Consider the following 20262-nt stretch of genomic DNA (forward strand, 5'->3'; position numbering starts at 1 on the left):
AGTTCATGCCCCATGTGCTCTGACCTCCTGATCAGTGTTCAGCTACTTCAGCTTTTGTCTGAATACGTTGAAGAGTGAATTGATGCTGGGGATCAGGAGCAGCTGCTTCGCCAGGAAGGTCTGTTGTGAACAGATTGAAGGCAGTGCTTCTCGCAGCCTGGGCATCTCAAGAGCCTGCGGTTTCCATGTCACCTCTGTTTCAGTGCCTGATCTGCGGGCAGTCAATCGAGCGCTCCAAACGCTCTTACTGGAAGCGAAAAGGGCACTTGCTCTGCTCCACTTGCCGAGACCGGATTGACAGCGGTGACGGCCATCCAGTTGATGCGTCAACGTTGCCTCCAAGCCATCGCCAATGATCAGAAGCTGTGCTGTTTCTTGAGCTGAATCAAAAGACAGCTCACCGTGTCATTTGCATGACGGCCCTGAAAACATTGCTGCCAAGGATGGAGGCCTGGTTTCACTAGTGTTGCGGCACGCACCTGTAAGTCAGTGTTTCCAGCTATTAACGCGCTTGCCTACACAGCATTTCTCGCATTTGTGGTGGTTCAAGCTGTTCGATTGATGCGTCTATCTTTCAAATCAAAAGATCGAACCGGGCTCAAAACCACCCATCCGGAACTCTTCGATCAGAATGGCAGTGTGACTAAGGAAAAATTACTTGTTGTCCGTTTTGACCGACCAAAGCCTGTGCTCCCTTCAGAGCTGTAGTGCTAGGTGACTGCCTCAAGAATTTTTTGGTTCAGGCTGCGATCCAGTCGACGACTCTGATCTCCCCTTCCGGCTGATGCTGATGATCTGACCAGGACCCCTCGACTTCGGCATAATAAAGCCATGATCAAGTTCATCTGGCTGCTTGCAACGGTCTATTTCATGAGCCGACTGGTGAAAAAGCTCTTGTCTTCCATGCAAGAGATCAAGAAAGAAGAGGATTTCGATGCAGGAGATGCAGTTGTGGATGTGGAAGCTGAGTGAAGGCCCAGGTGGCCCTTCATTGATGAAATCGACTCACTGCCAAGTGATGGTGCAGCGATAACGGATGTTAAAGCCAGCGGTTCCAATCTCTTCGCAGGATGTGTCTGTCACGTTTGCTCCCTGGGGAATTTTCGACAGTCGATTAATCGTTATTTCTTGATCAACATCTTCTGCAGTGGATGATTGATTGTTCGCTAAAGTATTCGTTCCTAGAAGAACTGAAACTATGTAAATAGGGATGAATGATTTCATGCCTGCTTTAGCTGGCTGATCGGAGCTAGCAAGTCGTTCTATGGATCAATATCACACTTGTTTTTCAAGAATGAATGTCGTTTTGTCTCTCGGTGATCAGCTCTTTGCTGTTGTCTTCTTCTCAACGTCTCTGTTGGTCATGGACTCTCCTTCTCAAGCTTCTCAGACTTGTCTTCTGATGTTGGTTTGAACAGAACGCTCCGATTTTTTGTTTTTTCTTAGGGCGCGGCTTCCACGCCTGAGGGGTTGCACTCGCCAGATTCCCCTCAGCAAAAGGCGTGGTTGCCATGTCAACTTCTGAGATTCCCCTGACGATCGAACAGCAGTTCCGCGTCGAACGTGCCTGTCGCAAAATCGACGAGTGCAATGACGTGGAGGCTCTCAAGCAACTTTCGAAAGCGCTGATTGTCACAGCTGCCAGGGAGAGAGCTTTCTCGAGAGTCGTGATGGATCGGCTGAAGGAATGACGCCACCCGATCCATAAAAGCTCCGCCTTGAAGGGTGATGGATGGCCTAACGCTGCCTCGTTTCGTTAACGACCTTGTCGCTGCTTAACGAACTTCATCCTTTCAACTGCCTTTGGCTCCCAGCTCGCAACTGGTTACGTAGTTTTTGGTCCTCAAGCTACTCGGACTATGCGTCAGATCAATTTCACCCTGATCTTCGTGTTCGGTTTGAGCATGGTGTTCTTCACGCTGGAAAACACGGCTGCAACCACCGTTCATTTGCTGCCGGGTCTGAAGTACACCACACCCCTTGCAGCATTGCTGCTGTTGTCTGCGGGGATTGGCGCAACGTCCGCCTGGCTTTTTGCTGCATGGAGTGGAATGCTGAACAGCGTGGATCGCTTCAAGCAATCCACTGATTTCGATGCCCAGCAAGTGCGCATCCAGGAATTGGAAACCGATCTGAATCGGTACAGGGCAACAGTGGAAACGCAGTTGGGCTTGCTCCCTTCAGCAAGTTCTGAAGAAGAAGCCATGGAAGAGGCTCCAGCGGTGCAGGTGTCCAGCTCAGACTGAGCGTTGCTCCATCGTCCAGAGGCCCAGCGACAGTTCCAGGCCAGTATTAATGGCTAGCAAGCCATTGTTCTGCTCTCGACCGACTGCCAACGTCTTGAAGCTTTGAGCCCACCCTGAGTAAATGATTTAAAACTCATCGCCAGGAAAGATTTCTTTTTGCCTTTTTCTCCACAGTTTGACAGAGTTATCATCAGCAACTTGTGGAAAAGAGATAATCATTCAGTCTCCTCTCATCAGGCTTTCATAGAGTTTTAATTGATGATTAGGCTGTTGTAATCATCAGCTATTCCGTTAAAGACGTTGATCGGCAATCCACCGCTTCATTGTGGCTTTTTGAGTGTTTATCGAGGTCTCTATCGTTGAAACCATCCTGTCAATGCAACGGCCAGCGCATCTGCAGCGTCGTCGGGTCTTGGCGGTGACTCAAGGTTGAGCTCGCGCATCACGGCCTCAAGAACTTCATCTTTGTCAGCATGGCCATGGCCAGTGAGAGCCTGCTTGATCTGCATCGGCGGAAACTCGACGATCGGCAGTCCGAATCGGCTAAGGGTCATGATCACCACACCGCGCGCTTGAACTACGGCGATGGTGTTGCTGGATCGGTAAAAGAAAAACTTTTCAACGGATGCCAATTCCGGGCGCCAAGCCCTGATCAGTTGACGCAAGTCTCGGGCAATCTCCACCATCCGCGTGCCTTCAGAATGGCCTGGATCGGTGCGGATGATGCCGCAATCGAGCATGGTCTGCTGACCGTCAGAGGTGTCAATCACCCCGTAACCAACACGGGCGAGACCGGGGTCGATACCGAGAATGCGCACGCTTAGCGGTCGAAATGCATCAGGCGGCCAGGGCCAGTTCGAATTCGGCTTTGTCGCTGCTTTCGCTGCGCTCGAACACTTTGCAGAACACCTTCACCACACGATCACCGGAATCGATCTGCTCCAGCGGGTCCTTGCGGAGACGGTGCCGCAGGCAGCAGGACGCCACGCGGGCCACATCCTCTTCCGTGACTTCAGTTCGGCCCTCAAAAGCTGCCAGTGCTCTTGCAGCCCTGTTGGTGACGATGTCACCCCGGAGGCCGTCGACATCCAACTCGCCGCACACCGCGGAAATCCTCAATCTCAGGTCATCGTCGATTTCGACCTGGTCCAGCCTCTGCTGGGCTTCCACGACCCGTTCTTGAAGTGCCTTCTGTCCAGCTTCAACCGAGGTACTGAAGGCATCCGGGTCAGTGTCAAAGGCTGTGCGCTGGTCCACCACCTGAACACGAAGCTCAGGGTCTCTGACTGTGCGCACCTCAACACTCATTCCGAAGCGGTCGAGCAGCTGCGGGCGTAGTTCGCCTTCCTCAGGGTTGCCGGAACCGATCAGCACGAAGCGGGCTGGATGGCGCACAGACACGCCTTCCCGTTCAACAGTGTTCCAGCCTGACGCCGCAGAATCAAGCAAAACGTCGACCAGATGATCGTCCAGAAGATTGACTTCGTCGACATAAAGCAAGCCTCGGTTTGCCTTAGCCAGTAACCCTGGTTCGAAGGCCCGCACGCCTTCGCTGAGGGCTTTCTCGATGTCGATGGTGCCGCATAGACGATCTTCGGTTGCGCCTAGCGGAAGATCAACCATGGGCACCTGACGGTCTTCTGTCGCCAGGGTTTCCCCATGCTCGAGGCGCTGACGCACATCGCTGCTTTGGAGATCAGGATCGCTTGGTGAGCTGTTGTAAGGGTCTCCGGCAACAACCTCAATGCCAGGCAGTAGATCCGCCAGTGCCCGGATCGTGGTCGACTTTCCAGTGCCCCTATCGCCCATGATCATCACTCCGCCAATGCGGGGATCGATCACGTTGAGCAGCAGAGCAAGTTTCATTTCCTCCTGACCGATCACGGCCGTGAAGGGAAAAACTCTGCGCTTGCGCGGTGAACTCACGGACGATCGAATGGTGCTCCTGTGGATTGTTTCACAGGTCGGAGAGACAGCACTTGGGGAGGGGTGGCATCCGCTGGGTAAATCAGGCGGACGCGCACCGAACGTTGTTGCCCTGGGGCCAGAGTGATCTGCCCAAGTTGGGGGCCCTCTTGACCCCGTCGCAGCACCAGGTGAAACCGTCGACGGCCACTGGGACGCCCCTGTTGTCCATCCAGCCCGATCACCTCAATCGGGCCACGGAACATCACCGGGCTGCTATGGCTCCTGCTGAACGCCAGTTGGCCGTTGCCGCTTCTGTTCTTGTCAGGTGATTCCAGGCTGATCGCCACTGTTCGCTGCTGCGATCCCTGATTGCGGAGTGGAAGCGTCAGGTCGTACTCAACGCCGTAGTTGCCGTGTCCTGCCCAGGCTGTGCCTGAATCAAAGGCTTTCAGCTCTGCTGTCTGGATTTGTCCTGTTTTCAGCTCACCGCGCTCCAGGCTGCTAATCGGCCAAGACATAGGAGCTTCCTCAACGTTCAGGTGGCTGGACCCTGGATCGGTCAGGGTTGCCCTCCAGGTGCTGCCGATCTGAACACCGCTAACGCGTGAGTAAACGATCCTGCCGCGAGCGCCGCGCGGTGTTGGTTGGTGCTCTTTGGGACTCTGTCGCCCCTCACTCAGCAGCTTCCTCCACCTGCCTTGGCCAGGAACTTTGTCACCTTTTCCATAGGCGGCGATGGTTGCGACATGGACCGGTCCTGAGCTTTGAAGTCGCAGCTGCAGGTTGCGACCGTTGAGAAGGGGGTCCAGTCCCGCGACCGGGATTGGAAGAACGACCAGGGAGCTGAGCGACCCGGGTGCAATCTGCCATTCCCGCTGGAGTTCATCCGCGATGTCTCCACGCAGCAGGTCGCCGGCCACCTTGCTGCCAGGACCGGAGGCAATCGCTGTCCCCGATTCAGCCATCAGGGCGGGCAACGGCAGAAATGGTGATGAGGTTTGGCCTTTCAGGGTTGCCTGTGAAAGGGAAGTGCTGCCACCCAGAAGTTGCAGAGTCACCGGAGCGTCTCCAGCGGGCTTGGCGACAACAGCGAGCCAGAGAGTGGACTCGAGCTGATCGGGCTGGCCGGCGTAAACGTGATGGCTGAATAGATCGAAGCGACCGCTCAGCGTCACATTCAGGCCAGGCGCCTGAGGGAAGGTCGAGACAAGGATGCCTTCCCCGGTGATCAGTTCCGGGTTGTTGTCATTCACCATCAGCACGTCATCCAGCTGGCCTGGAAGTGCACGGACCTGGCTTTGGCGAGTGAGGGTTTGGTTGGCCGGTTTTTGCTGGTCCGCAGCAAGCTCAGGAGGCGCAAGTACCGTTGCCATGGACGCTGCGGTCATGGTCAGAGCGGCCAGCGTCTGCAGGCGGTTGAGACGTGTCATGGTTCGATGCTGGCGGCACTTGCCGTGGAACGTGCAACGGCGGGTTTGGGTTTGAGAACCGGCGCCATCGCCGCTGCCAGCTTGCGGATTAGCTCTGTCGAGCGGGGATCGTTGAAAGGTCCCTTCACCAGGAAGGCGGCAACAGCTCTGCTGCCATCCGGCAACTCAATCAAGCCGGCGTCGGCGTAGGCGATCCCGATGTCTCCGGTTTTGTTGAGCACTCTGTAGCCCTTCACCATCAGGCTGTTGTCAGGCTCTCCCTGTCGACCGCCAAGACCATGCAGCAGTCCGCGCGGTAGAAGGGTATTCGTGATCGATGTGCCCATCACCTCCCGAAATAGATCACGGCTGCGAATCGAGAGAGCTTCCCCGGTGTCAACGAGCGCGATCGATCGAGCCAGGTCTCTGGCACTCGTGCTGTTGGTGCCCTTGAGATCGGGTAGCCAATCATTCACTTTTGTGGCACTAAGCCCCAGAGCATTGAACCGGGCATTCAGTGCCTCCTGACCTCCAAGGCGTTCGATCAGAAGGTTGGTGGCGGTGTTGTCGCTCACCCGGATCATCTCAGTGGCGACTTCATGCGTCGGGAACCGGGTGCCCAGTGGTTTCGATGCCATCCAGCCAGCACCACCGCCCACAACGGTTTTGCTGAGTTGTAGAGGTTCGTTCCAGCTCAAGCGACCCGCATCAAGCTCCTCAAGGGTGACGAGCAGGATCGGGGTTTTGATGGAGCTGGCAGCCGGCAGCGCAGTGTCAGGCTCCAGCTGCGCGTAGCGCCCGTCATCCAGCACGAGCATGAAGGCGCTGACCTTCAGGTCGGGCTGTTCTGCAGCCAGTGTCTGCCAGCGCTCACTCAGAGGTTTGAGTTCATTGCGGGTCTCGAAGCGTCCCAAGGACTCGGTGCGATTGAGGAACCTGGTTCCGCTTGTATCGGCAGTTGCTCCAGGTTTGGCTTTGCCCTCAGGGTTCTGCTTGGATAACGGCAGCCAGGCAGGCAGTGCAAGATCTCCTGTCTCAACGCTTGGGCCAGCCAATTTCAGCAAGGACCCCGTAATCACGCCAAGGCCCACCCCCATCAGAACAAGTCGCAGCACAAGCCGCAGAGGACGTCCCAAGCCAGGGTTTTGGCGTCTGGATCGACTGGAGGCCAAGGAACTGCGCGAGAAAGCCAGAGATTACGGGCGGTGGCAACGAATCGCCCAACGAAGTTGTCGGACCATGCCGCGCAGCATGGCCAATTCCTCTGGACGCACCAGCGATCGTTGCAGGAGTCCTTTGACTTTGGCCATTCGTGCTCTGGCGGTGTGCTTCAGCAGGAAACCCGCCTCCAAGAGCAAATCTTCCGCGTCATTGAGGCAGTCGATCAGTTGGGTTGGTGCGGCTGTTTCCGCGTCCTTAAGTGTTGCTTTCAGCGGCTCTGAGGATCCTCGACGAACCCGCTCAAGCTCATGCAGCATCACGGCAACCGCATGGGACAAATTCAGCGATGGATAGGCCTCGGTAGAATGAAGCCGTACGACGCGTTGACTGAGCAGCAGCTCCTCATTGCTGAGTCCTCGGTCTTCTCTGCCGAAGACCAGTGCGACTTGAGCCGCTGATTCAAGGCCTTGTTGCACCCAGGGCATGACCTGTTCGGGAGCTTGAAGAGGAATCTCGCCATGCTCGATCCGTCCGCAGCTGGCCACGACGCGCTGACAATCCGCCAACGCTTCAGGAAGGGTTGGGAAGCGTCGTGCACGATCCAGCACCTCTCCTCCATGCACAGCCATGCGTTGTGCATCCGGATCAGCTGGATCACAACGTGGAGCGACCAGCCTCAGATCCTCGACTCCGAAATTTGCGCAGAGACGAGCCACGCTCCCAATGTTGAGCGGACCGGCCGGCTCCACCAACACCACGGCAAGGCTCACGAGGGCATCAGTTCAGGGTGTGCAGGTAGCTGAGCAGGTCGGCCATTCCTTCCGGTTCAATCTCAAAGCGTGGCATTGGTGGGGTTTCTCCGCTCACGATCTGGTGGATGAGCGAGCGGTCCGGCCGTCGTTCGCTCACGGCCTGAAGAGTTGGACCCACCAGTCCCTGGCCTGCAATGCCATGACAGCCAGCGCAGTTGATCCGGAACAGCTGCGCGCCATGTTCCACATCGCCATTCAACGCCAGGGTCGCCTTGCTGTATGGATCCAGGCGGGTGCTGAGATAAAACCAGGCCCCAAGGGCCATGGCTGTGATCACAGCCATGGCAGTCAACGCCGTCACCAAACCACGGCGTCGCTCCGACGTTGCAGCAGTTGATGACGGTGTCGTCACAGTTGCGTCATGTGCATGGAACAATTGTGGTCAATCCTTCCACTCGGCGCGACGCCATGATCGAACCTCTGCTTTGTGGCATCGTTCTTGGTTTGATTCCGATCACGCTTCTCGGGTTGTTTGTCGCGGCGTGGAATCAGTATCGCCGCGGCAGTGCTCTTGGGGGGTGAGAATCAGCAGGCTGCTGGTTCCGTAACGACGTCTGTCGACCTCTCTCCAGCCTGAGGGAACCTCCAAGACCTCTTTCGTGGCGTACTCACAGACCACGAGGCCTCGGTGTCTCACCCAATTACCGCGCTCGAGCATTTCCAGGACTGGTTTGTACATCCTTGATGCATAGGGCGGATCGAAATAAACGACTGAGAATCTTCGCTCGCCGTCAGGGCAACCTTGCTTCAGCCAGCTGAGCAGATCTGTCTTGATGACGTCCACCGATGCATCAACTGCATCGATGGAGGCAACCAGTTCGAGATTCTCTCGACAGATCGCTGCAGTGCGCGCATCCTTCTCCACCGCAACCACGTGGGATGCACCTCTCATCAGCGCCTCACAGCCCATCACTCCACTGCCACTGCAGAGGTCTAGCCAGTGGCAACCTCTGATCTCGGAACTCAACATGTTCATCAGGGCTTCACGCACGCGCGACGTCGTCGGCCGAGTTCCCTGACCTTGAGGGCTACGCAGTCGCCTTCCACCAATCAAGCGCAGCTGACCACCTTTCACTGGGGCAGCTGAGCGCCGGACTGAAGCCATCCGATCCATTGCTTCAGCAACTGAGCGCCGGCTTTCGCTGATTTCTCAGGGTGAAACTGGCATGCTCCAGTGCGGTGCTTCCAGACCATCGCCGTGGCTTCCCCCTGCCCGAAGGTCACGGTGGCCGCCAGATCAGACGTCTGGTTGGGGACCGCTGCATACGAGTGCACGAAATACACCCAGGGTTGCTCGTTGCCCTCTGGCAGCAGTGGACAGGAATGTTGAGGTTTCAGTTGACCCCAGCCCATGTGAGGAATCCGTTCGCCCTGTCGATCCGGGAGGCGTTGAACGCCTCCCTCGAAGAGTCCCAAGCCTTCGGCACTGCCCTCGTCGCTGCCTTCGAACAGCAGCTGCAGGCCCAGGCAAATTCCGAGTAGGGGGCGCTTGCTGTTGTGCCAGCTGCGCAGATGTTGCACGAGTCCGGAGGAATGAAGCTTGTCCATTGCCGGATCGAAAGCTCCGACTCCCGGAAGAATTAGCGCATCACAACAATCAAGATCCTGAGGATTCCGTACCTCAACCAAAGGTTGGCCCAATCGATGGAAACTCGTCTGAACGGAATGGAGATTTCCCATCCCGTAGTCGATCAAGCCGATCCTCTGGACCGACTTGAATGAGTCATCAGGGACGTGGTCAGCTGACGAGGTCAGTGGTGGCCTCAGAGGTACTTGGCAATGGTGCCAGAGAGAGTTGCCTTGGGGACGGCTCCAACCACGGTGTCGACTTTCTGGCCGCCCTTGAACACCATCAGAGTCGGAATGCTGCGAATGCCGAACTGGCTGGCGACGTTGGGATTTTCATCGGTGTTGAGCTTGAACACCTTGATCTTGCCTTCGAACTCCTTGGCAATTTCATCAACAATTGGAGCCACCATGCGACATGGGCCACACCAGGGGGCCCAGAAATCGACCAGCACGGGGACGTCGCTCTGAAGGACGTCCTGTTCGAAGGAGGCGTCGGTGACAGCGGCAGCGCTGGACATTCAGGATCGGTCGAATTGGGCGAAATTTAGCAACCGTTTCTGAGGTTGCTGCTCAATTAACCAGCTCTTCGCCTGAACTGTGATGGATGAACGAAAGACAGAAAGCCCGAACGCGTCGGGCTAGGGGGTGTGAGGAGTGTGTGAGCCAAGGCTCGCACGGGTTGATTTTACCCACGTCTCAGTGGCATCACGCTTGTCTTGGCGCGAGACAAGCGTTTATTTGCCCATGCCGAGGTGCTGGGCTTTCTGATACACCTTGCCCTCGGTGAGCAGCGATGGAGCCACGACCACTTCAACTTGCTGCATCTCTTTGATGGTGCGTGCTCCAAGGGTTCCCATGGAGGTCTTCAGGCAGCCCAGCAGGTTGTGGGTTCCGTCATCCAGTTTTGCCGGCCCACGAAGAATGCGTTCGAGGCTTCCTGTGCTTCCGACGTTGATCCGGGTGCCGCGGGGTAGAACCGGACTCGGTGTGGCCATTCCCCAGTGAAAACCACGGCCAGGGGCTTCCTCTGCGCGGGCGATCGGTGAGCCGATCATCACGGCATCAGCTCCACAGGCGATGCATTTGCAGATGTCTCCGCCGGTCACAATGCCGCCGTCGGCGACGATGGGAACGTACCGATTGCTTTCTTTCTGGTAGTCCTCGCGGGCCGCGGCGCAGTCCGCCACTGCCGTGGCCTGTGGGATGCCAACGCCCAGAACACCTCGAGAGGTGCAGGCCGCTCCAGGGCCGATTCCAACCATCACAGCAGCGGCTCCCGCGCGCATCAGCTGAAGAGCAACGTCGTAAGTCACGCAATTGCCAATCACGACGGGAACTCCCAGGTCTCGACAAAGGGCTTCAAGGTCGAGTGTTTCCTGGCCCTCCGGTCCGATGTGATTCGTCGACACCACAGTGGCCTGCACAAAAAAGAGATCGGCTCCTGCCTCGGCGATCGCTTTCCCGAAGCGCAGGGCTGCGACCGGGGTTCCGCTGACAGCGGCGATACCACCCTGGGCCTTGATGGCCTGGATGCGCTTGCGGATCAAGGACTCCTGCACCGGCTGGCTGTAGATCTCCTGCATCAGAGGAACGAACTCGTCCTTGCCGACGGATGCAATGCGATCGAGAACGCTGTTCGGGTCTTCGTAACGGGTCTGGACTCCCTCCAGGTTGATCACACCAAGCGCTCCCAGCCTGGAGAGATTGACGGCCATCTCCACATCCACGACGCCATCCATGGCGCTGGCGATGATGGGGATCTCTCGTTCGATTCCTCCGATCGACCAGCTGGTGTTGGTCACCTCCGGATCCACGGTTTTGCCGCCAGGCACCAGTGCGATTTCATCGATGCCATAGGCCCGGCGTACAACCTTGGAGCGTCCGAGCTGAATGTCCACCGCAGGAGCTAACAGAGTCGGATCAAGCTACCAATTGATGCTTCGCGCTTCGTGACGCTTCCGGTCAGGACTTTGAGCCCCCGCGCAAGCTGGTCCAGAGATCATTCACGTTGGCCGAAATCTTTTGCCGCTCTTCTGCGCGGATCAAGCGAGTGGCTGCAAACCAGACGGCATAGAAGGTGCCGACCAGCTCAAACAGTCGAGGAGCCAGTGGAACCGTGGCGATGGCGTCGAGGATTCCTCCATAGATCCTCATCGTCAAGATGACGACAATCAGTCCGCCGAGCAGAAAGAGAGGCTGGCGGAGGCTCTGCCATTGATCTTGAAGATTGTTGGCCTCAAAGAACTGCTTGATTCGGTTGGACAGCAGATCCCATTCGCCGCCGTCTTCTTCGCTGCTGTCTGCAGATGCCTGAGCTGGAACGCTGATGCGTTCTGCGATCGACGGTGAGGCTGGCGCTGTGACGGGTTGTGCGGCTGGTTCTGGAGCCACTGGTGTCTCAGTAACTGGTGTCTCAGCAGCAGTTTTCTCAACAGCAGTTGTCTCAACAGCTGGGATGGGCTCCTTCTCGACTCCTCGGTCCGTGATGTCGCCCTGAGCTGAAAGATCCGGATTGATGGATTCGGCAGGAGCTTGCTTTTCGGAGGGCTTGTCGGACGACATCAACTTCAGTCCATGTGGCGAGGCCAAAGGGTAAGGGTCTGATCCGTGATTGATCCCACACAGACAGCAAAAGGTGACGCACCTGGTGTCATCCGATCGCACATCCGCGATAAACTGGTAAGCGATCTACAGGTCTTGTATGGCGGATTCAGTGGGGCCCGGCAGCGGCGGTCCCGGCGATTCCGACGATCGGATCATCCAGACGGACCTGCGCAACGAGATGTCGCGCTCGTACCTCGAGTACGCGATGAGCGTGATCGTCGGCAGAGCTCTGCCTGACGCCCGTGATGGTCTCAAGCCTGTCCATCGCAGGATTCTCTACGCGATGTATGAGCTGGGTCTCACCAGCGACCGTCCTTACCGCAAGTGCGCGCGTGTGGTGGGTGAAGTGCTCGGCAAATACCACCCTCATGGAGATACGGCGGTCTACGACGCACTGGTGCGGATGGCCCAGAGCTTTTCCATGTCAATGCCCCTGATCGACGGGCATGGCAATTTCGGCTCGGTGGACAATGATCCGCCAGCCGCCATGCGATACACCGAATCGCGGTTGCAGGCACTCACCACCGACTCCCTGCTCGAAGACATCGAGGCGGAGACCGTCGATTTCATTGACAACTTCGACGGTTCGCAGCAAGAGCCCACGGTTCTGCCATCACGGATCCCTCAGCTGCTGCTTAACGGCTCGGCAGGAATCGCCGTGGGCATGGCGACCAATATTCCTCCTCACAACCTGGGAGAGCTGATCGCTGGTCTTCTGGCCCTGATCGAGAACCCTGACATTGGTGATCCCGATCTGATGGCCCTGATTCCAGGTCCGGATTTTCCGACCGGAGGCCAGATCCTGGGTCGCACTGGAATCAAAGAGACCTATCTCAGTGGTCGCGGTTCGGTGACGATGCGCGGCGTGGCCTGCATTGAAACACTCGAGGTACCCGGTCGTCCTGATCGCGATGCCGTAATCATTACCGAGCTCCCTTATCAAACCAACAAAGCAGCGCTGATTGAGCGCATCGCTGAGATGGTCAACGACAAGAAACTGGAGGGGATTTCCGATATCCGTGATGAAAGCGATCGCGATGGCATGCGCATCGTTGTGGAGCTTCGCCGCGATGCCTACCCGCAGGTGGTGTTGAACAATCTCTACAAGCTCACGCCGCTGCAGAGCAACTTCAGCGCTTACATGCTGGCCCTTGTGAATGGTGAGCCGATCTTGCTCACACTGCGCAAGATGCTCGAGGTGTTCCTCGACTTCAGGGTCGAGACGATCGAGCGTCGTACGCGTTACTTGCTGCGCAAGGCTGAGGAACGCGATCACATCCTGCTGGGTCTGCTGCTGGCCCTCGATCAGCTCGATCCGATCATCGCCCTGATCAGGGCTGCTCCCGATACCGCCACAGCGCGTCAGCAGCTGCAGGACCGTCATGGTTTGAGCGATGTTCAGGCGGACGCGATCCTGCAAATGCAGCTGCGCAGGCTCACTGCTCTAGAAGCCGACAAGATTCGCTTAGAGCATGAGGATCTGGTCGCCAAGATCGCCGATTACAAAGACATTCTCGGTCGTCGTGAGCGGGTCTTCGGTCTGATCAAGGACGAACTCCATCAGCTCAACGATCGTCATGCCGTGCCGCGTCGCACGGAGATTCTCGACCTTGGTGGCGGCCTCGAAGACATCGATTTGATCGCGAACGAGCGGTCAGTCGTTCTGGTGACCGAAACGGGTTATCTCAAGCGGATGCCGGTGAGTGAATTTGAAGCCACCAGTCGGGGCACCCGCGGGAAGGCCGGCACCAGAAGCCAGGGTGAAGATGCGGTGAAGCTGTTTATCGGCTGCAACGACCACGACACCCTGTTGTTGTTCAGCGACCGAGGTGTGTCGTATGCCCTGCCGGCGTATCGCGTGCCTCAGTGCAGCCGAACGGCCAAGGGAACACCTGTGGTGCAGTTGCTGCCCATTCCCAGGGAGGAGGCGATCACTTCGCTTCTGGCGGTGTCTGAGTTCAATGACGACACCGATCTGTTGATGCTGACCCAGGGGGGATTTATCAAACGAACCCGGCTGTCGGCGTTCAGCAACATCCGCTCCAACGGTCTGATCGCCATCGGTCTTGAGGATGGTGATGCGCTCACCTGGGTACGGCTCTCCGTGCCCGGCGATAGCGTGCTCATCGGCTCGAAAGCCGGAATGACCATTCATTTCCGCCTCAGCGACGATGAACTGCGCCCTCTGGGCCGCACCGCCCGTGGTGTTCGCTCGATGAATCTGCGCTCAGGAGATGAACTGGTGAGCATGGATGTGCTGCCGGTGGAGCTGGCTGATCAGATCGCTGCCAGCTCCGACGACGGTGATGACGAAGGTACTCCTGCCAGTGAGGGTCCCTGGGTCCTCGTGGCCTCGGCAGCGGGCCTTGGCAAGAGAGTGCCGGTGACGCAATTTCGTCTGCAGAAGCGAGCTGGAATGGGCCTTAGGGCCATGAAATTCCGCACCGATGCTGATCAGCTGGTGGGTCTGAGTGTTCTTGGAGCTGGTGAAGAGTTACTGCTGGTGAGTGAAAAAGGGGTGATCGTCCGGACCAGTGCCGATGCCATTCCTCAGCAATCACGAGCAGCCACGGGCGTTCGCCTTCAGAAGCTCGACAAGGGTGATCGCCTCCTCAAGGTGGTGCTTGTTCCCCCGGAAGCCGAGACGCATGAGCTTGATGACGCCTCAGCCGACTCTGATTCCAGTGAGGATGTCGACGTCAACTCTGAGAGTGCGCCGGCGGACAGCTGACCTTGGCTCGCTGCGCTGATGTGCTGGTGATTGGCGGCGGTCCAGCTGCCCTCTGCATTGCTTCTGAGCTGAACCAGCGGGGAGTGGCTGTTGAGGGCATCGCTCCCGAGCCCGTGGATGCAGCATGGCCCAACACCTACGGCATCTGGGTCGATGAGTTGAAGGTCCTCGACCTTGAGCATCTGATTGAGCATCGCTGGAGCGACACGGTCAGCTACTTCGGAGCTGGTGGCTCAGAGGCTGCAGATCAACCTCTGGTTCACGGTATCGACTACTGCTTGTTCGATCGGGCTGCCTTACAGCGCTATTGGCTCGATCGGGCTCAAGGGGTGGCTTGGCATCAGGACTCCGCCGAACGTGTTGAAGCAGGATCAGAGCACACTCTGGTGCGCTGCGCCTCCGGCGAAGTGCGCAAGGCCAGGATTGTCATTGATGCATCCGGTGCCAGCAGCCCGTACATTCGCCGTCCTGATCAGGGGCCGGTGGCGGGGCAAGCGGCCTATGGCGTGGTGGGCCGTTTCTTGAAGCCTCCGATTGAACCGGGCCGCTTTGTGTTAATGGATTACCGCTGTGAACACCTCAGTGAGGAGCAGCGCCTCGAACCGCCCACGTTTCTCTATGCGATGGATCTGGGCGATGGCGTGTTTTTTGTTGAGGAAACTTCGCTCGCCTTGGCACCGGCGGTTCCCTACGACGTACTCAAGCAGCGTCTGCAACAACGACTTGATCACCGGGGAGTTCAGATCACTGAGGTTATCCATGAGGAGTTCTGCCTCTTCCCCATGAATCTGCCGCTGCCCGATCGCAGCCAGCCGGTGCTGGCCTTTGGTGGTGCGGCGAGCATGGTGCATCCAGCGTCGGGCTACATGGTGGGTGCGTTGCTGCGTCGTGGCCCTGGATTGGCGGATGCCCTCACAGCAGCTCTGGCGGATCCATCGCTGGGATCAGCCGATCTTGCGCGGCGTGGCTGGCAGGGGCTCTGGCCAATGGAGCTGGTGCTGCGCCATCAGCTGTATCAATTCGGGCTCGGTCGTTTGATGGGATTCAACGAAAGGCTGCTTCGGACCCATTTCTCCACTTTTTTCTCCCTGGCAAGAGAAGACTGGTTCGGCTTTCTGACCAACACCCTGCCGCTGCCCCGCCTGATGGGCGTGATGTTGCGACTGTTTGCCCTGTCCTCATGGGAACTCAGGCGAGGTCTTGTTCTAGGAGCCGCGCAGTGGCAGGCTCCAGCCTTCAGGCGTTAAGGCTGCTCCAGTCAGTCGGCTGGATCAATGGGAAGAGTGCGTCTTCCTCCTCCAGCTCTTCCAGCCATCCCTCTGGTAGTTGCTCCCGCTGCTCGATTGCGGCGATCAAGCGCCAGAAGCGTTCGAGGTGACGCTCAATGCGCTCTCGGGCAAGTTCCGTTGTGGTGCCTGCCCTGAGAATGAAACTCCAGTCCGACGACTGAGCAAGCAGCAGTTCCCGCCCGGCCTGATGCAATAGACGAAGATCCAGTTCGCTGCCCACACCGCGGCTGCAGCGATCCACCATGACTCGACCTGCTCGGCTCCATTCAGGAATGATCCAGGCGTTGGTTTCGTTGAGCCAATAATCATGAAAGCCACCCCTACCCCAGCTGGAGGGGCAGGGATCGCACATCTGAAGATTCGGTTGGGCGTTCAGCACACCACGCAGGCTGGTGAATCGGATGTTCTGTTCTGGTGCCTGTCGGAACAGTTCGGCCAAAAACCCTGGACCTTCAAACCACCAGTGGCCGAAAAGCTCGGCATCAAAGGGAGCAACGAGCAGAGGTTCGATGGCCATCCCGTCGCTGAGCTTGTCGAGCTGCCGCCGACGGCCCTCCAGAAAATGCTGGGCATGGTCACGGGTGCGAGCTAGGGCTCGTTCGGGCTGATAGGGCTGCTTGCCATCCAGGCCACCTGCAGGATCGCTGACGCGATGCAATTTCAGTCCCAACGGACGCTGGGCTGGCAGACCTACGGCTTCAATCTGTTCTGCTGGCAAATCCCAACCCAGATCTCGGTGAAATTCCCTATACCAGGGATCGCCTGGATAGCCATCCTTCGCTGACCAGACTGGAAGAGTGGCATCACTGTCGCGACCGAAGAAGGCCACTCCCTGACGGCTCACAATCGGCGCATACACCCCATAACGCGGGCGGGGTTGGGCATGCAGAAGTCCGTGGCCATCGAGAACGGCGTAGCGCAGTCCTGCATCGCGCATCCAGCGATCCAGTCCTTCGTAGTAAGCGCATTCGGGCAGCCAGATGCCAAGAGGCCTTTCTCCCAGCAACCTGTGGTGCTCCCTAACGGCAGTTCGCAACTGAGCACGCACAACCTCTGGGTGCTCTCTCAGCAGAGGTAGATACCCATGGGTCGCCCCACACGTGAGCAGATCGAGAACGCCCTGGCGCTGGAGTTCTGAGAAGCGTGGAATCAGGTTGCCATCACAGCGATGCCAGGCTGCGAGGTGGCGCTGGAAGCTGCTGGTCAGATGCTCCGCTGCTGCTTGTCGGTCAGCTGGGGCATGGTGCAACAGGTTGAGTCGCGCTTGAATCCAGGCGGGAAAACGCTTTCTGAGAGTGGGATCCGCCAGTAGTGACAGCAGGGTCGGCGACAGCCCCATGGTCAGCTGTGGTCTCTGCCTCGGATCGGCAGCAGCTCGCTCAAGCGTCTCCAGCAGGGGCAGATAGCACTCGATCAGAGCCTGGAAGAACCAGTCCTCTTCAAGCGAGTGAGCTTCCGCGCCGCGGACGAACGGCAGATGGGCATGCAGAACAAGAGCCAGTGCCCCGTTGGCCACTTTTCCGTCCCATCAATCGTGTGAATGTACCGGGATTCCGGGCGGGTTCTACAAGATTGCCACTGGCTGACTCGCTTAGAGTGGGCTTACCCATAGTCATTCCGACTAAATCGCGTCGAGGCTTTTGCCATGGCCCACGACCCAGGCCGCGTTTTGATCTTCGACACCACCCTCAGGGATGGTGAACAATCACCGGGAGCCAGTCTCAACCTGGAGGAGAAACTGGCGATCGCGCAGCAGCTGGCAAGACTGGGCGTCGATGTGATTGAAGCGGGTTTTCCCTTTGCCAGTCCTGGGGACTTCGCTGCTGTCCAGCGCATTGCCCAGCAGGTCGGTGGAGAACACGGGCCAGTGATCTGCGGGCTGTCGCGGGCGTCGAAAGGCGACATCAAGGCCTGCGCGGAAGCGGTGGCTCCGGCACCACGGAGACGCATTCACACGTTCATCGCAACCAGCGATATTCACCTTGAGCACAAGCTGCGCAAAAGTCGCAAGGAGGTGCTTGCCATCGTCCCAGACATGGTGGCTTACGCACATTCCCTGGTCGATGACGTTGAGTTCTCCTGTGAAGACGCAGGACGCAGTGACCCTGAATTTCTTTACGAAGTCATTGAGGCAGCGATCGCTGCCGGCGCCACCACCATCAATATTCCTGACACGGTCGGTTACACCACTCCAACCGAGTTCGGAGAGCTGATCGCGGGCATTGATCGCCATGTTCCCAATATGGGTGAGGCGGTGTTGTCCGTTCATGGACATAACGATCTTGGTCTTGCCGTCGCCAACTTTCTGGAGGCTGTCAAGAACGGTGCTCGACAGCTGGAATGCACGATCAACGGCATTGGTGAGCGAGCCGGTAACGCTGCGCTTGAGGAACTGGTCATGGCGTTGCATGTGCGCCGCCGTTATTTCAATCCCTTCTTTGGCCGAGATGCGGACTCGCCGACTCCACTCACGGCGGTGCGCACTGAGGAGATCACCAAAACCTCACGTCTGGTTTCCAATCTCACCGGCATGGTGGTGCAGCCCAATAAAGCGATCGTGGGCGCGAATGCTTTTGCCCATGAATCGGGGATCCACCAGGACGGTGTTCTCAAGAACCGGCTTACTTACGAAATTGTCGACGCCCGCACGGTCGGGCTCAGTGATAACCGCATTTCACTTGGCAAGCTCAGTGGTCGTAGTGCGGTTCGAGCGCGTCTGGAAGAGTTGGGCTACGACCTCAGCCGTGAGGATCTCGATGATGCCTTCGCTCGTTTCAAGGACCTTGCCGATCGCAAGCGCGAAATCACCGATCGCGACCTTGAAGCCATTGTCAGCGAGCAGGTTCAGCAGCCGGAGGCTCGCTATCAGCTGAAGCTGGTCCAGGTGAGTTGCGGCAGCAGCCTCAGCCCTACCGCCACGGTCACCTTGGCGGATGAGGATGGCAAGGAGCAGACCATGGCATCCATCGGCACCGGTCCAGTCGATGCCGTGTGTCAAGCACTTAACGGTCTGGCCGGTGTGCCTAACGAACTGGTGGAGTTCTCCGTGAAATCTGTGACCGAAGGCATTGATGCCATCGGTGAGGTGACCATCAGGCTGCGCCGCGATGGTGAGTTGTATTCAGGCCATTCCGCCGATACTGACGTGGTTGTGGCTGCAGCCCAGGCCTTCGTCAATGCTCTGAATCGTCTGGTGGCTGGGTCTGCACAACCAGCCTTGCATCCCCAGAGGGATTCCGCACCTCTGGATGCCCGCCCCACCCTCTGATCTGATGCAGTCCTCCGTCACTCGAGACCCGGCTAGTAAAGCTGGGCTTCGTGCCGGGGCTTTGCTCCAGCTTCTGATGCTGATTCTGCTGGCACTGTTCGTGCTCGTACCCCTTCTGTGGTTAGTCAGCACGTCACTGAAGGGTCCTGCGGAGGATATTTTCACCAGCCCCCCTGCCCTGCTGCCCTCGCAACCCAGTCTTGATGCCTATGGAAGGCTGTTTCGAGACAACCCTCTTTGGCGTTATCTCTTCAACAGCACCGTGGTCAGCCTGTTGGCTGTGGTGGCCAATCTGCTGTTTTGCTCCCTGGCTGCTTATCCCCTGGCGCGCATGCGCTTCACAGGGCGTGGATTGGTTCTGGGGCTGGTTGTCGCCACCATCCTGATCCCGTTTCAGGTGGTGATGATCCCCCTTTATCTGCTGATGGTGCAGTTGGGTTTGCGCAACACCCTGTTGGCTCTCGTGATTCCGCAGGCCGCAACCGCCTTCGGCTTGTATCTCCTTCGTCAGAGCTTTCTCGGGGTTCCAGCTGAGCTGGAAGAAGCCGCCCGCATGGATGGCTGCGGCAAGCTCGGCGAGTGGTGGAACGTGATGATCCCAGCTGCGCGAGCTGATCTGATCACTTTGGCCATGTTTGTGTTCATCGGCACCTGGAGCGATTTCCTCTGGCCACTTGTGATCCTGGATGATCCTCAGCTGTTCACGCTGCCGTTGGGTCTGCAGCAGCTGGCCAGCAGTTTTTCCCTTGATTGGAGAATTGTGGCCGCAGGATCCGTGGTTTCAATCATTCCCGTGCTGCTGCTGTTCATCCTTTTGCAGCGCTTCATTCTCCCCAGCGCCAGCGGCGATGCTGTCAAGGGCTGATGCTGCGCTGTTGAGATGAGGGCTGTTTGGGTGGTGCTGTTCGCTCCATGTCCCGGTTGTCTGGAAGGTCGACATCCGGATTGGCTGGGAACGGTGCCTGGAGCCTGTTCCAGAGTGCTCGTTCCCGATCACCGGAAGCACGCTGCCAGCTCTCCAGATTTCTGATCTGTCTCTGAAGCCTTTGTTGTCGTGTCTGCAGAACACCAAGCTGCTGTTCAATCAGCTCGCGGTTTCCTTCTCTGTCACGCAGCTCGAAACGGTCGAGTTCCTCGAGCTGCCTCACCAGATCCTGAACGGTGCGATTTTGTTGTTGCAGAGACTGCCAGAGAACAAAGAACAGCACCAGCAGGAATGGAAATCCAGCTGCAGGGATTATGAGCCAGAGCCGATCGCGCATTGC

Annotated in this window: 22 protein-coding genes and 1 pseudogene; 9 read left to right on the top strand and 14 right to left on the bottom strand. The window is 57.8% G+C overall.

The window, feature by feature from the left end; genetic code table 11:
• The first annotated feature begins 561 nt into the window (after positions 1 to 561).
• Positions 562 to 708, top strand: coding sequence for a DUF2973 domain-containing protein (locus DXY37_RS03745; protein ID WP_115125485.1), 147 nt, complete (start codon positions 562 to 564; stop codon positions 706 to 708).
• Positions 709 to 831: 123 nt separating this feature from the next.
• Positions 832 to 972 (top strand): hypothetical protein, encoded by a 141-nt coding sequence (locus DXY37_RS13230; RefSeq protein WP_170951773.1) that lies wholly within the window; start codon positions 832 to 834, stop codon positions 970 to 972.
• Between the two features lie 33 nt (positions 973 to 1005).
• Here DXY37_RS13230 and DXY37_RS13030 read toward each other — a convergent pair whose 3' ends face one another.
• Positions 1006 to 1224: a hypothetical protein gene (locus DXY37_RS13030; protein ID WP_136975546.1), complete on the bottom strand. Its 219-nt coding sequence runs from the start codon at positions 1222 to 1224 to the stop codon at positions 1006 to 1008.
• A 287-nt stretch (positions 1225 to 1511) separates the two neighbouring features.
• Here DXY37_RS13030 and DXY37_RS03750 point away from each other — a divergent pair, with 287 nt between their 5' ends.
• Together DXY37_RS03750 and DXY37_RS03755 are read left to right on the top strand one after the other, a co-directional pair.
• Positions 1512 to 1691, top strand: a complete 180-nt coding sequence (locus tag DXY37_RS03750; protein WP_067097713.1) for a hypothetical protein — start codon at positions 1512 to 1514, stop codon at positions 1689 to 1691.
• A gap of 168 nt (positions 1692 to 1859) precedes the next feature.
• Positions 1860 to 2246: a lipopolysaccharide assembly protein LapA domain-containing protein gene (locus tag DXY37_RS03755; protein WP_115125436.1), complete on the top strand. Its 387-nt coding sequence runs from the start codon at positions 1860 to 1862 to the stop codon at positions 2244 to 2246.
• Positions 2247 to 2599: 353 nt separating this feature from the next.
• On the opposite strand, the gene ruvC is transcribed toward DXY37_RS03755, so the two are convergent.
• The 6 genes from ruvC to DXY37_RS03785 are packed head-to-tail and all read right to left on the bottom strand — an operon-like array spanning position 2600 to position 7888.
• Positions 2600 to 3064, bottom strand: a complete 465-nt coding sequence (gene ruvC / locus DXY37_RS03760; RefSeq protein WP_067097718.1) for a crossover junction endodeoxyribonuclease RuvC — start codon at positions 3062 to 3064, stop codon at positions 2600 to 2602.
• A gap of 19 nt (positions 3065 to 3083) precedes the next feature.
• Positions 3084 to 4172 carry a magnesium chelatase ATPase subunit I gene (gene bchI, locus DXY37_RS03765; RefSeq protein WP_115125437.1) on the bottom strand — a complete coding sequence of 363 codons (1089 nt, stop codon included), beginning with the start codon at positions 4170 to 4172 and terminating at the stop codon, positions 3084 to 3086.
• Positions 4169 to 5584: a DUF3370 domain-containing protein gene (locus tag DXY37_RS03770; protein WP_115125438.1), complete on the bottom strand. Its 1416-nt coding sequence runs from the start codon at positions 5582 to 5584 to the stop codon at positions 4169 to 4171. Before DXY37_RS03770 ends, bchI begins: the two co-directional genes overlap by 4 nt.
• Positions 5581 to 6735 (bottom strand): serine hydrolase, encoded by a 1155-nt coding sequence (locus tag DXY37_RS03775; RefSeq protein WP_170951774.1) that lies wholly within the window; start codon positions 6733 to 6735, stop codon positions 5581 to 5583. Before DXY37_RS03775 ends, DXY37_RS03770 begins: the two co-directional genes overlap by 4 nt.
• A 24-nt stretch (positions 6736 to 6759) precedes the next feature.
• Entirely contained in the window at positions 6760 to 7494 is a 735-nt protein-coding gene (locus tag DXY37_RS03780) for an RNA methyltransferase (RefSeq protein WP_115125439.1), read from the bottom strand.
• Positions 7495 to 7501: 7 nt separating this feature from the next.
• Positions 7502 to 7888 carry a cytochrome c gene (locus tag DXY37_RS03785; RefSeq protein ID WP_115125440.1) on the bottom strand — a complete coding sequence of 129 codons (387 nt, stop codon included), beginning with the start codon at positions 7886 to 7888 and terminating at the stop codon, positions 7502 to 7504.
• A 56-nt stretch (positions 7889 to 7944) separates the two neighbouring features.
• On the opposite strand from DXY37_RS03785, the gene petG reads away from it, so the two are divergent.
• Positions 7945 to 8058: a cytochrome b6-f complex subunit V gene (gene petG, locus DXY37_RS13575; RefSeq protein ID WP_074160777.1), complete on the top strand. Its 114-nt coding sequence runs from the start codon at positions 7945 to 7947 to the stop codon at positions 8056 to 8058.
• Between the two features lie 13 nt (positions 8059 to 8071).
• Here petG and rsmD read toward each other — a convergent pair.
• The 5 genes and pseudogenes from rsmD to DXY37_RS03815 all read right to left on the bottom strand — a co-directional run.
• Positions 8072 to 8650: pseudogene (gene rsmD, locus DXY37_RS03795) on the bottom strand (16S rRNA (guanine(966)-N(2))-methyltransferase RsmD); the annotation flags it as partial.
• Positions 8608 to 9237 (bottom strand): imidazole glycerol phosphate synthase subunit HisH, encoded by a 630-nt coding sequence (gene hisH, locus DXY37_RS03800; RefSeq protein WP_371637841.1) that lies wholly within the window; start codon positions 9235 to 9237, stop codon positions 8608 to 8610. The gene hisH and the pseudogene rsmD, both read right to left, overlap by 43 nt.
• 62 nt (positions 9238 to 9299) lie before the next feature.
• Positions 9300 to 9623: a thioredoxin gene (gene trxA / locus DXY37_RS03805; RefSeq protein ID WP_066909933.1), complete on the bottom strand. Its 324-nt coding sequence runs from the start codon at positions 9621 to 9623 to the stop codon at positions 9300 to 9302.
• Positions 9624 to 9839: 216 nt separating this feature from the next.
• Positions 9840 to 11003, bottom strand: coding sequence for a GuaB3 family IMP dehydrogenase-related protein (locus DXY37_RS03810; protein ID WP_115125444.1), 1164 nt, complete (start codon positions 11001 to 11003; stop codon positions 9840 to 9842).
• A gap of 64 nt (positions 11004 to 11067) precedes the next feature.
• Positions 11068 to 11667, bottom strand: a complete 600-nt coding sequence (locus DXY37_RS03815; protein WP_115125445.1) for a CAAD domain-containing protein — start codon at positions 11665 to 11667, stop codon at positions 11068 to 11070.
• A 139-nt stretch (positions 11668 to 11806) separates the two neighbouring features.
• On the opposite strand from DXY37_RS03815, the gene gyrA reads away from it, so the two are divergent.
• Both gyrA and crtL read left to right on the top strand, forming a co-directional pair.
• The gene (gene gyrA / locus DXY37_RS03820; protein ID WP_115125446.1) at positions 11807 to 14440 is read left to right on the top strand and encodes a DNA gyrase subunit A; all 2634 of its coding nucleotides are present in this window, start codon (positions 11807 to 11809) and stop codon (positions 14438 to 14440) included.
• A 2-nt stretch (positions 14441 to 14442) separates the two neighbouring features.
• On the top strand, positions 14443 to 15687 hold the full coding sequence (crtL, locus tag DXY37_RS03825) for a lycopene beta cyclase (protein ID WP_115125447.1): 1245 nt from the start codon (positions 14443 to 14445) through the stop codon (positions 15685 to 15687).
• Here crtL and DXY37_RS03830 read toward each other — a convergent pair.
• Positions 15677 to 17245 carry a glycoside hydrolase family 57 protein gene (locus DXY37_RS03830; protein WP_115125448.1) on the bottom strand — a complete coding sequence of 523 codons (1569 nt, stop codon included), beginning with the start codon at positions 17243 to 17245 and terminating at the stop codon, positions 15677 to 15679. The two genes, crtL and DXY37_RS03830, sit on opposite strands and share 11 nt — an antisense overlap.
• A gap of 129 nt (positions 17246 to 17374) precedes the next feature.
• Between DXY37_RS03830 and DXY37_RS03835 the strand changes: the two genes are divergently transcribed.
• The gene (locus DXY37_RS03835; protein WP_115125449.1) at positions 17375 to 18997 is read left to right on the top strand and encodes a 2-isopropylmalate synthase; all 1623 of its coding nucleotides are present in this window, start codon (positions 17375 to 17377) and stop codon (positions 18995 to 18997) included.
• A 4-nt stretch (positions 18998 to 19001) separates the two neighbouring features.
• Entirely contained in the window at positions 19002 to 19862 is an 861-nt protein-coding gene (locus DXY37_RS03840) for a carbohydrate ABC transporter permease (protein ID WP_115125487.1), read from the top strand.
• Here DXY37_RS03840 and DXY37_RS03845 read toward each other — a convergent pair.
• The gene (locus tag DXY37_RS03845; protein ID WP_115125450.1) at positions 19852 to 20259 is read right to left on the bottom strand and encodes a signal protein; all 408 of its coding nucleotides are present in this window, start codon (positions 20257 to 20259) and stop codon (positions 19852 to 19854) included. The two genes, DXY37_RS03840 and DXY37_RS03845, sit on opposite strands and share 11 nt — an antisense overlap.
• Positions 20260 to 20262: the final 3 nt, after the last annotated feature.

The sequence above is a fragment of the Synechococcus sp. GEYO genome, from assembly GCF_900473955.1.
In the GTDB taxonomy this organism is placed as follows: domain Bacteria; phylum Cyanobacteriota; class Cyanobacteriia; order PCC-6307; family Cyanobiaceae; genus Synechococcus_C.

Bases quoted from the DNA above. Each gene is read 5' to 3' on its own strand.
- DXY37_RS03745 (WP_115125485.1), top strand. From the start codon at position 562: ATGCGTCTATCTTTCAAATCAAAAGATCGAACCGGGCTCAAAACCACC.
- DXY37_RS13230 (WP_170951773.1), top strand. From the start codon at position 832: ATGATCAAGTTCATCTGGCTGCTTGCAACGGTCTATTTCATGAGCCGA.
- DXY37_RS13030 (WP_136975546.1), bottom strand. From the start codon at position 1,224: ATGAAATCATTCATCCCTATTTACATAGTTTCAGTTCTTCTAGGAACG.
- DXY37_RS03750 (WP_067097713.1), top strand. From the start codon at position 1,512: ATGTCAACTTCTGAGATTCCCCTGACGATCGAACAGCAGTTCCGCGTC.
- DXY37_RS03755 (WP_115125436.1), top strand. From the start codon at position 1,860: ATGCGTCAGATCAATTTCACCCTGATCTTCGTGTTCGGTTTGAGCATG.
- DXY37_RS03770 (WP_115125438.1), bottom strand. From the start codon at position 5,584: ATGACACGTCTCAACCGCCTGCAGACGCTGGCCGCTCTGACCATGACC.
- petG (WP_074160777.1), top strand. From the start codon at position 7,945: ATGATCGAACCTCTGCTTTGTGGCATCGTTCTTGGTTTGATTCCGATC.
- trxA (WP_066909933.1), bottom strand. From the start codon at position 9,623: ATGTCCAGCGCTGCCGCTGTCACCGACGCCTCCTTCGAACAGGACGTC.
- DXY37_RS03815 (WP_115125445.1), bottom strand. From the start codon at position 11,667: ATGTCGTCCGACAAGCCCTCCGAAAAGCAAGCTCCTGCCGAATCCATC.
- gyrA (WP_115125446.1), top strand. From the start codon at position 11,807: ATGGCGGATTCAGTGGGGCCCGGCAGCGGCGGTCCCGGCGATTCCGAC.
- DXY37_RS03835 (WP_115125449.1), top strand. From the start codon at position 17,375: ATGGCCCACGACCCAGGCCGCGTTTTGATCTTCGACACCACCCTCAGG.
- DXY37_RS03840 (WP_115125487.1), top strand. From the start codon at position 19,002: ATGCAGTCCTCCGTCACTCGAGACCCGGCTAGTAAAGCTGGGCTTCGT.
- DXY37_RS03845 (WP_115125450.1), bottom strand. From the start codon at position 20,259: ATGCGCGATCGGCTCTGGCTCATAATCCCTGCAGCTGGATTTCCATTC.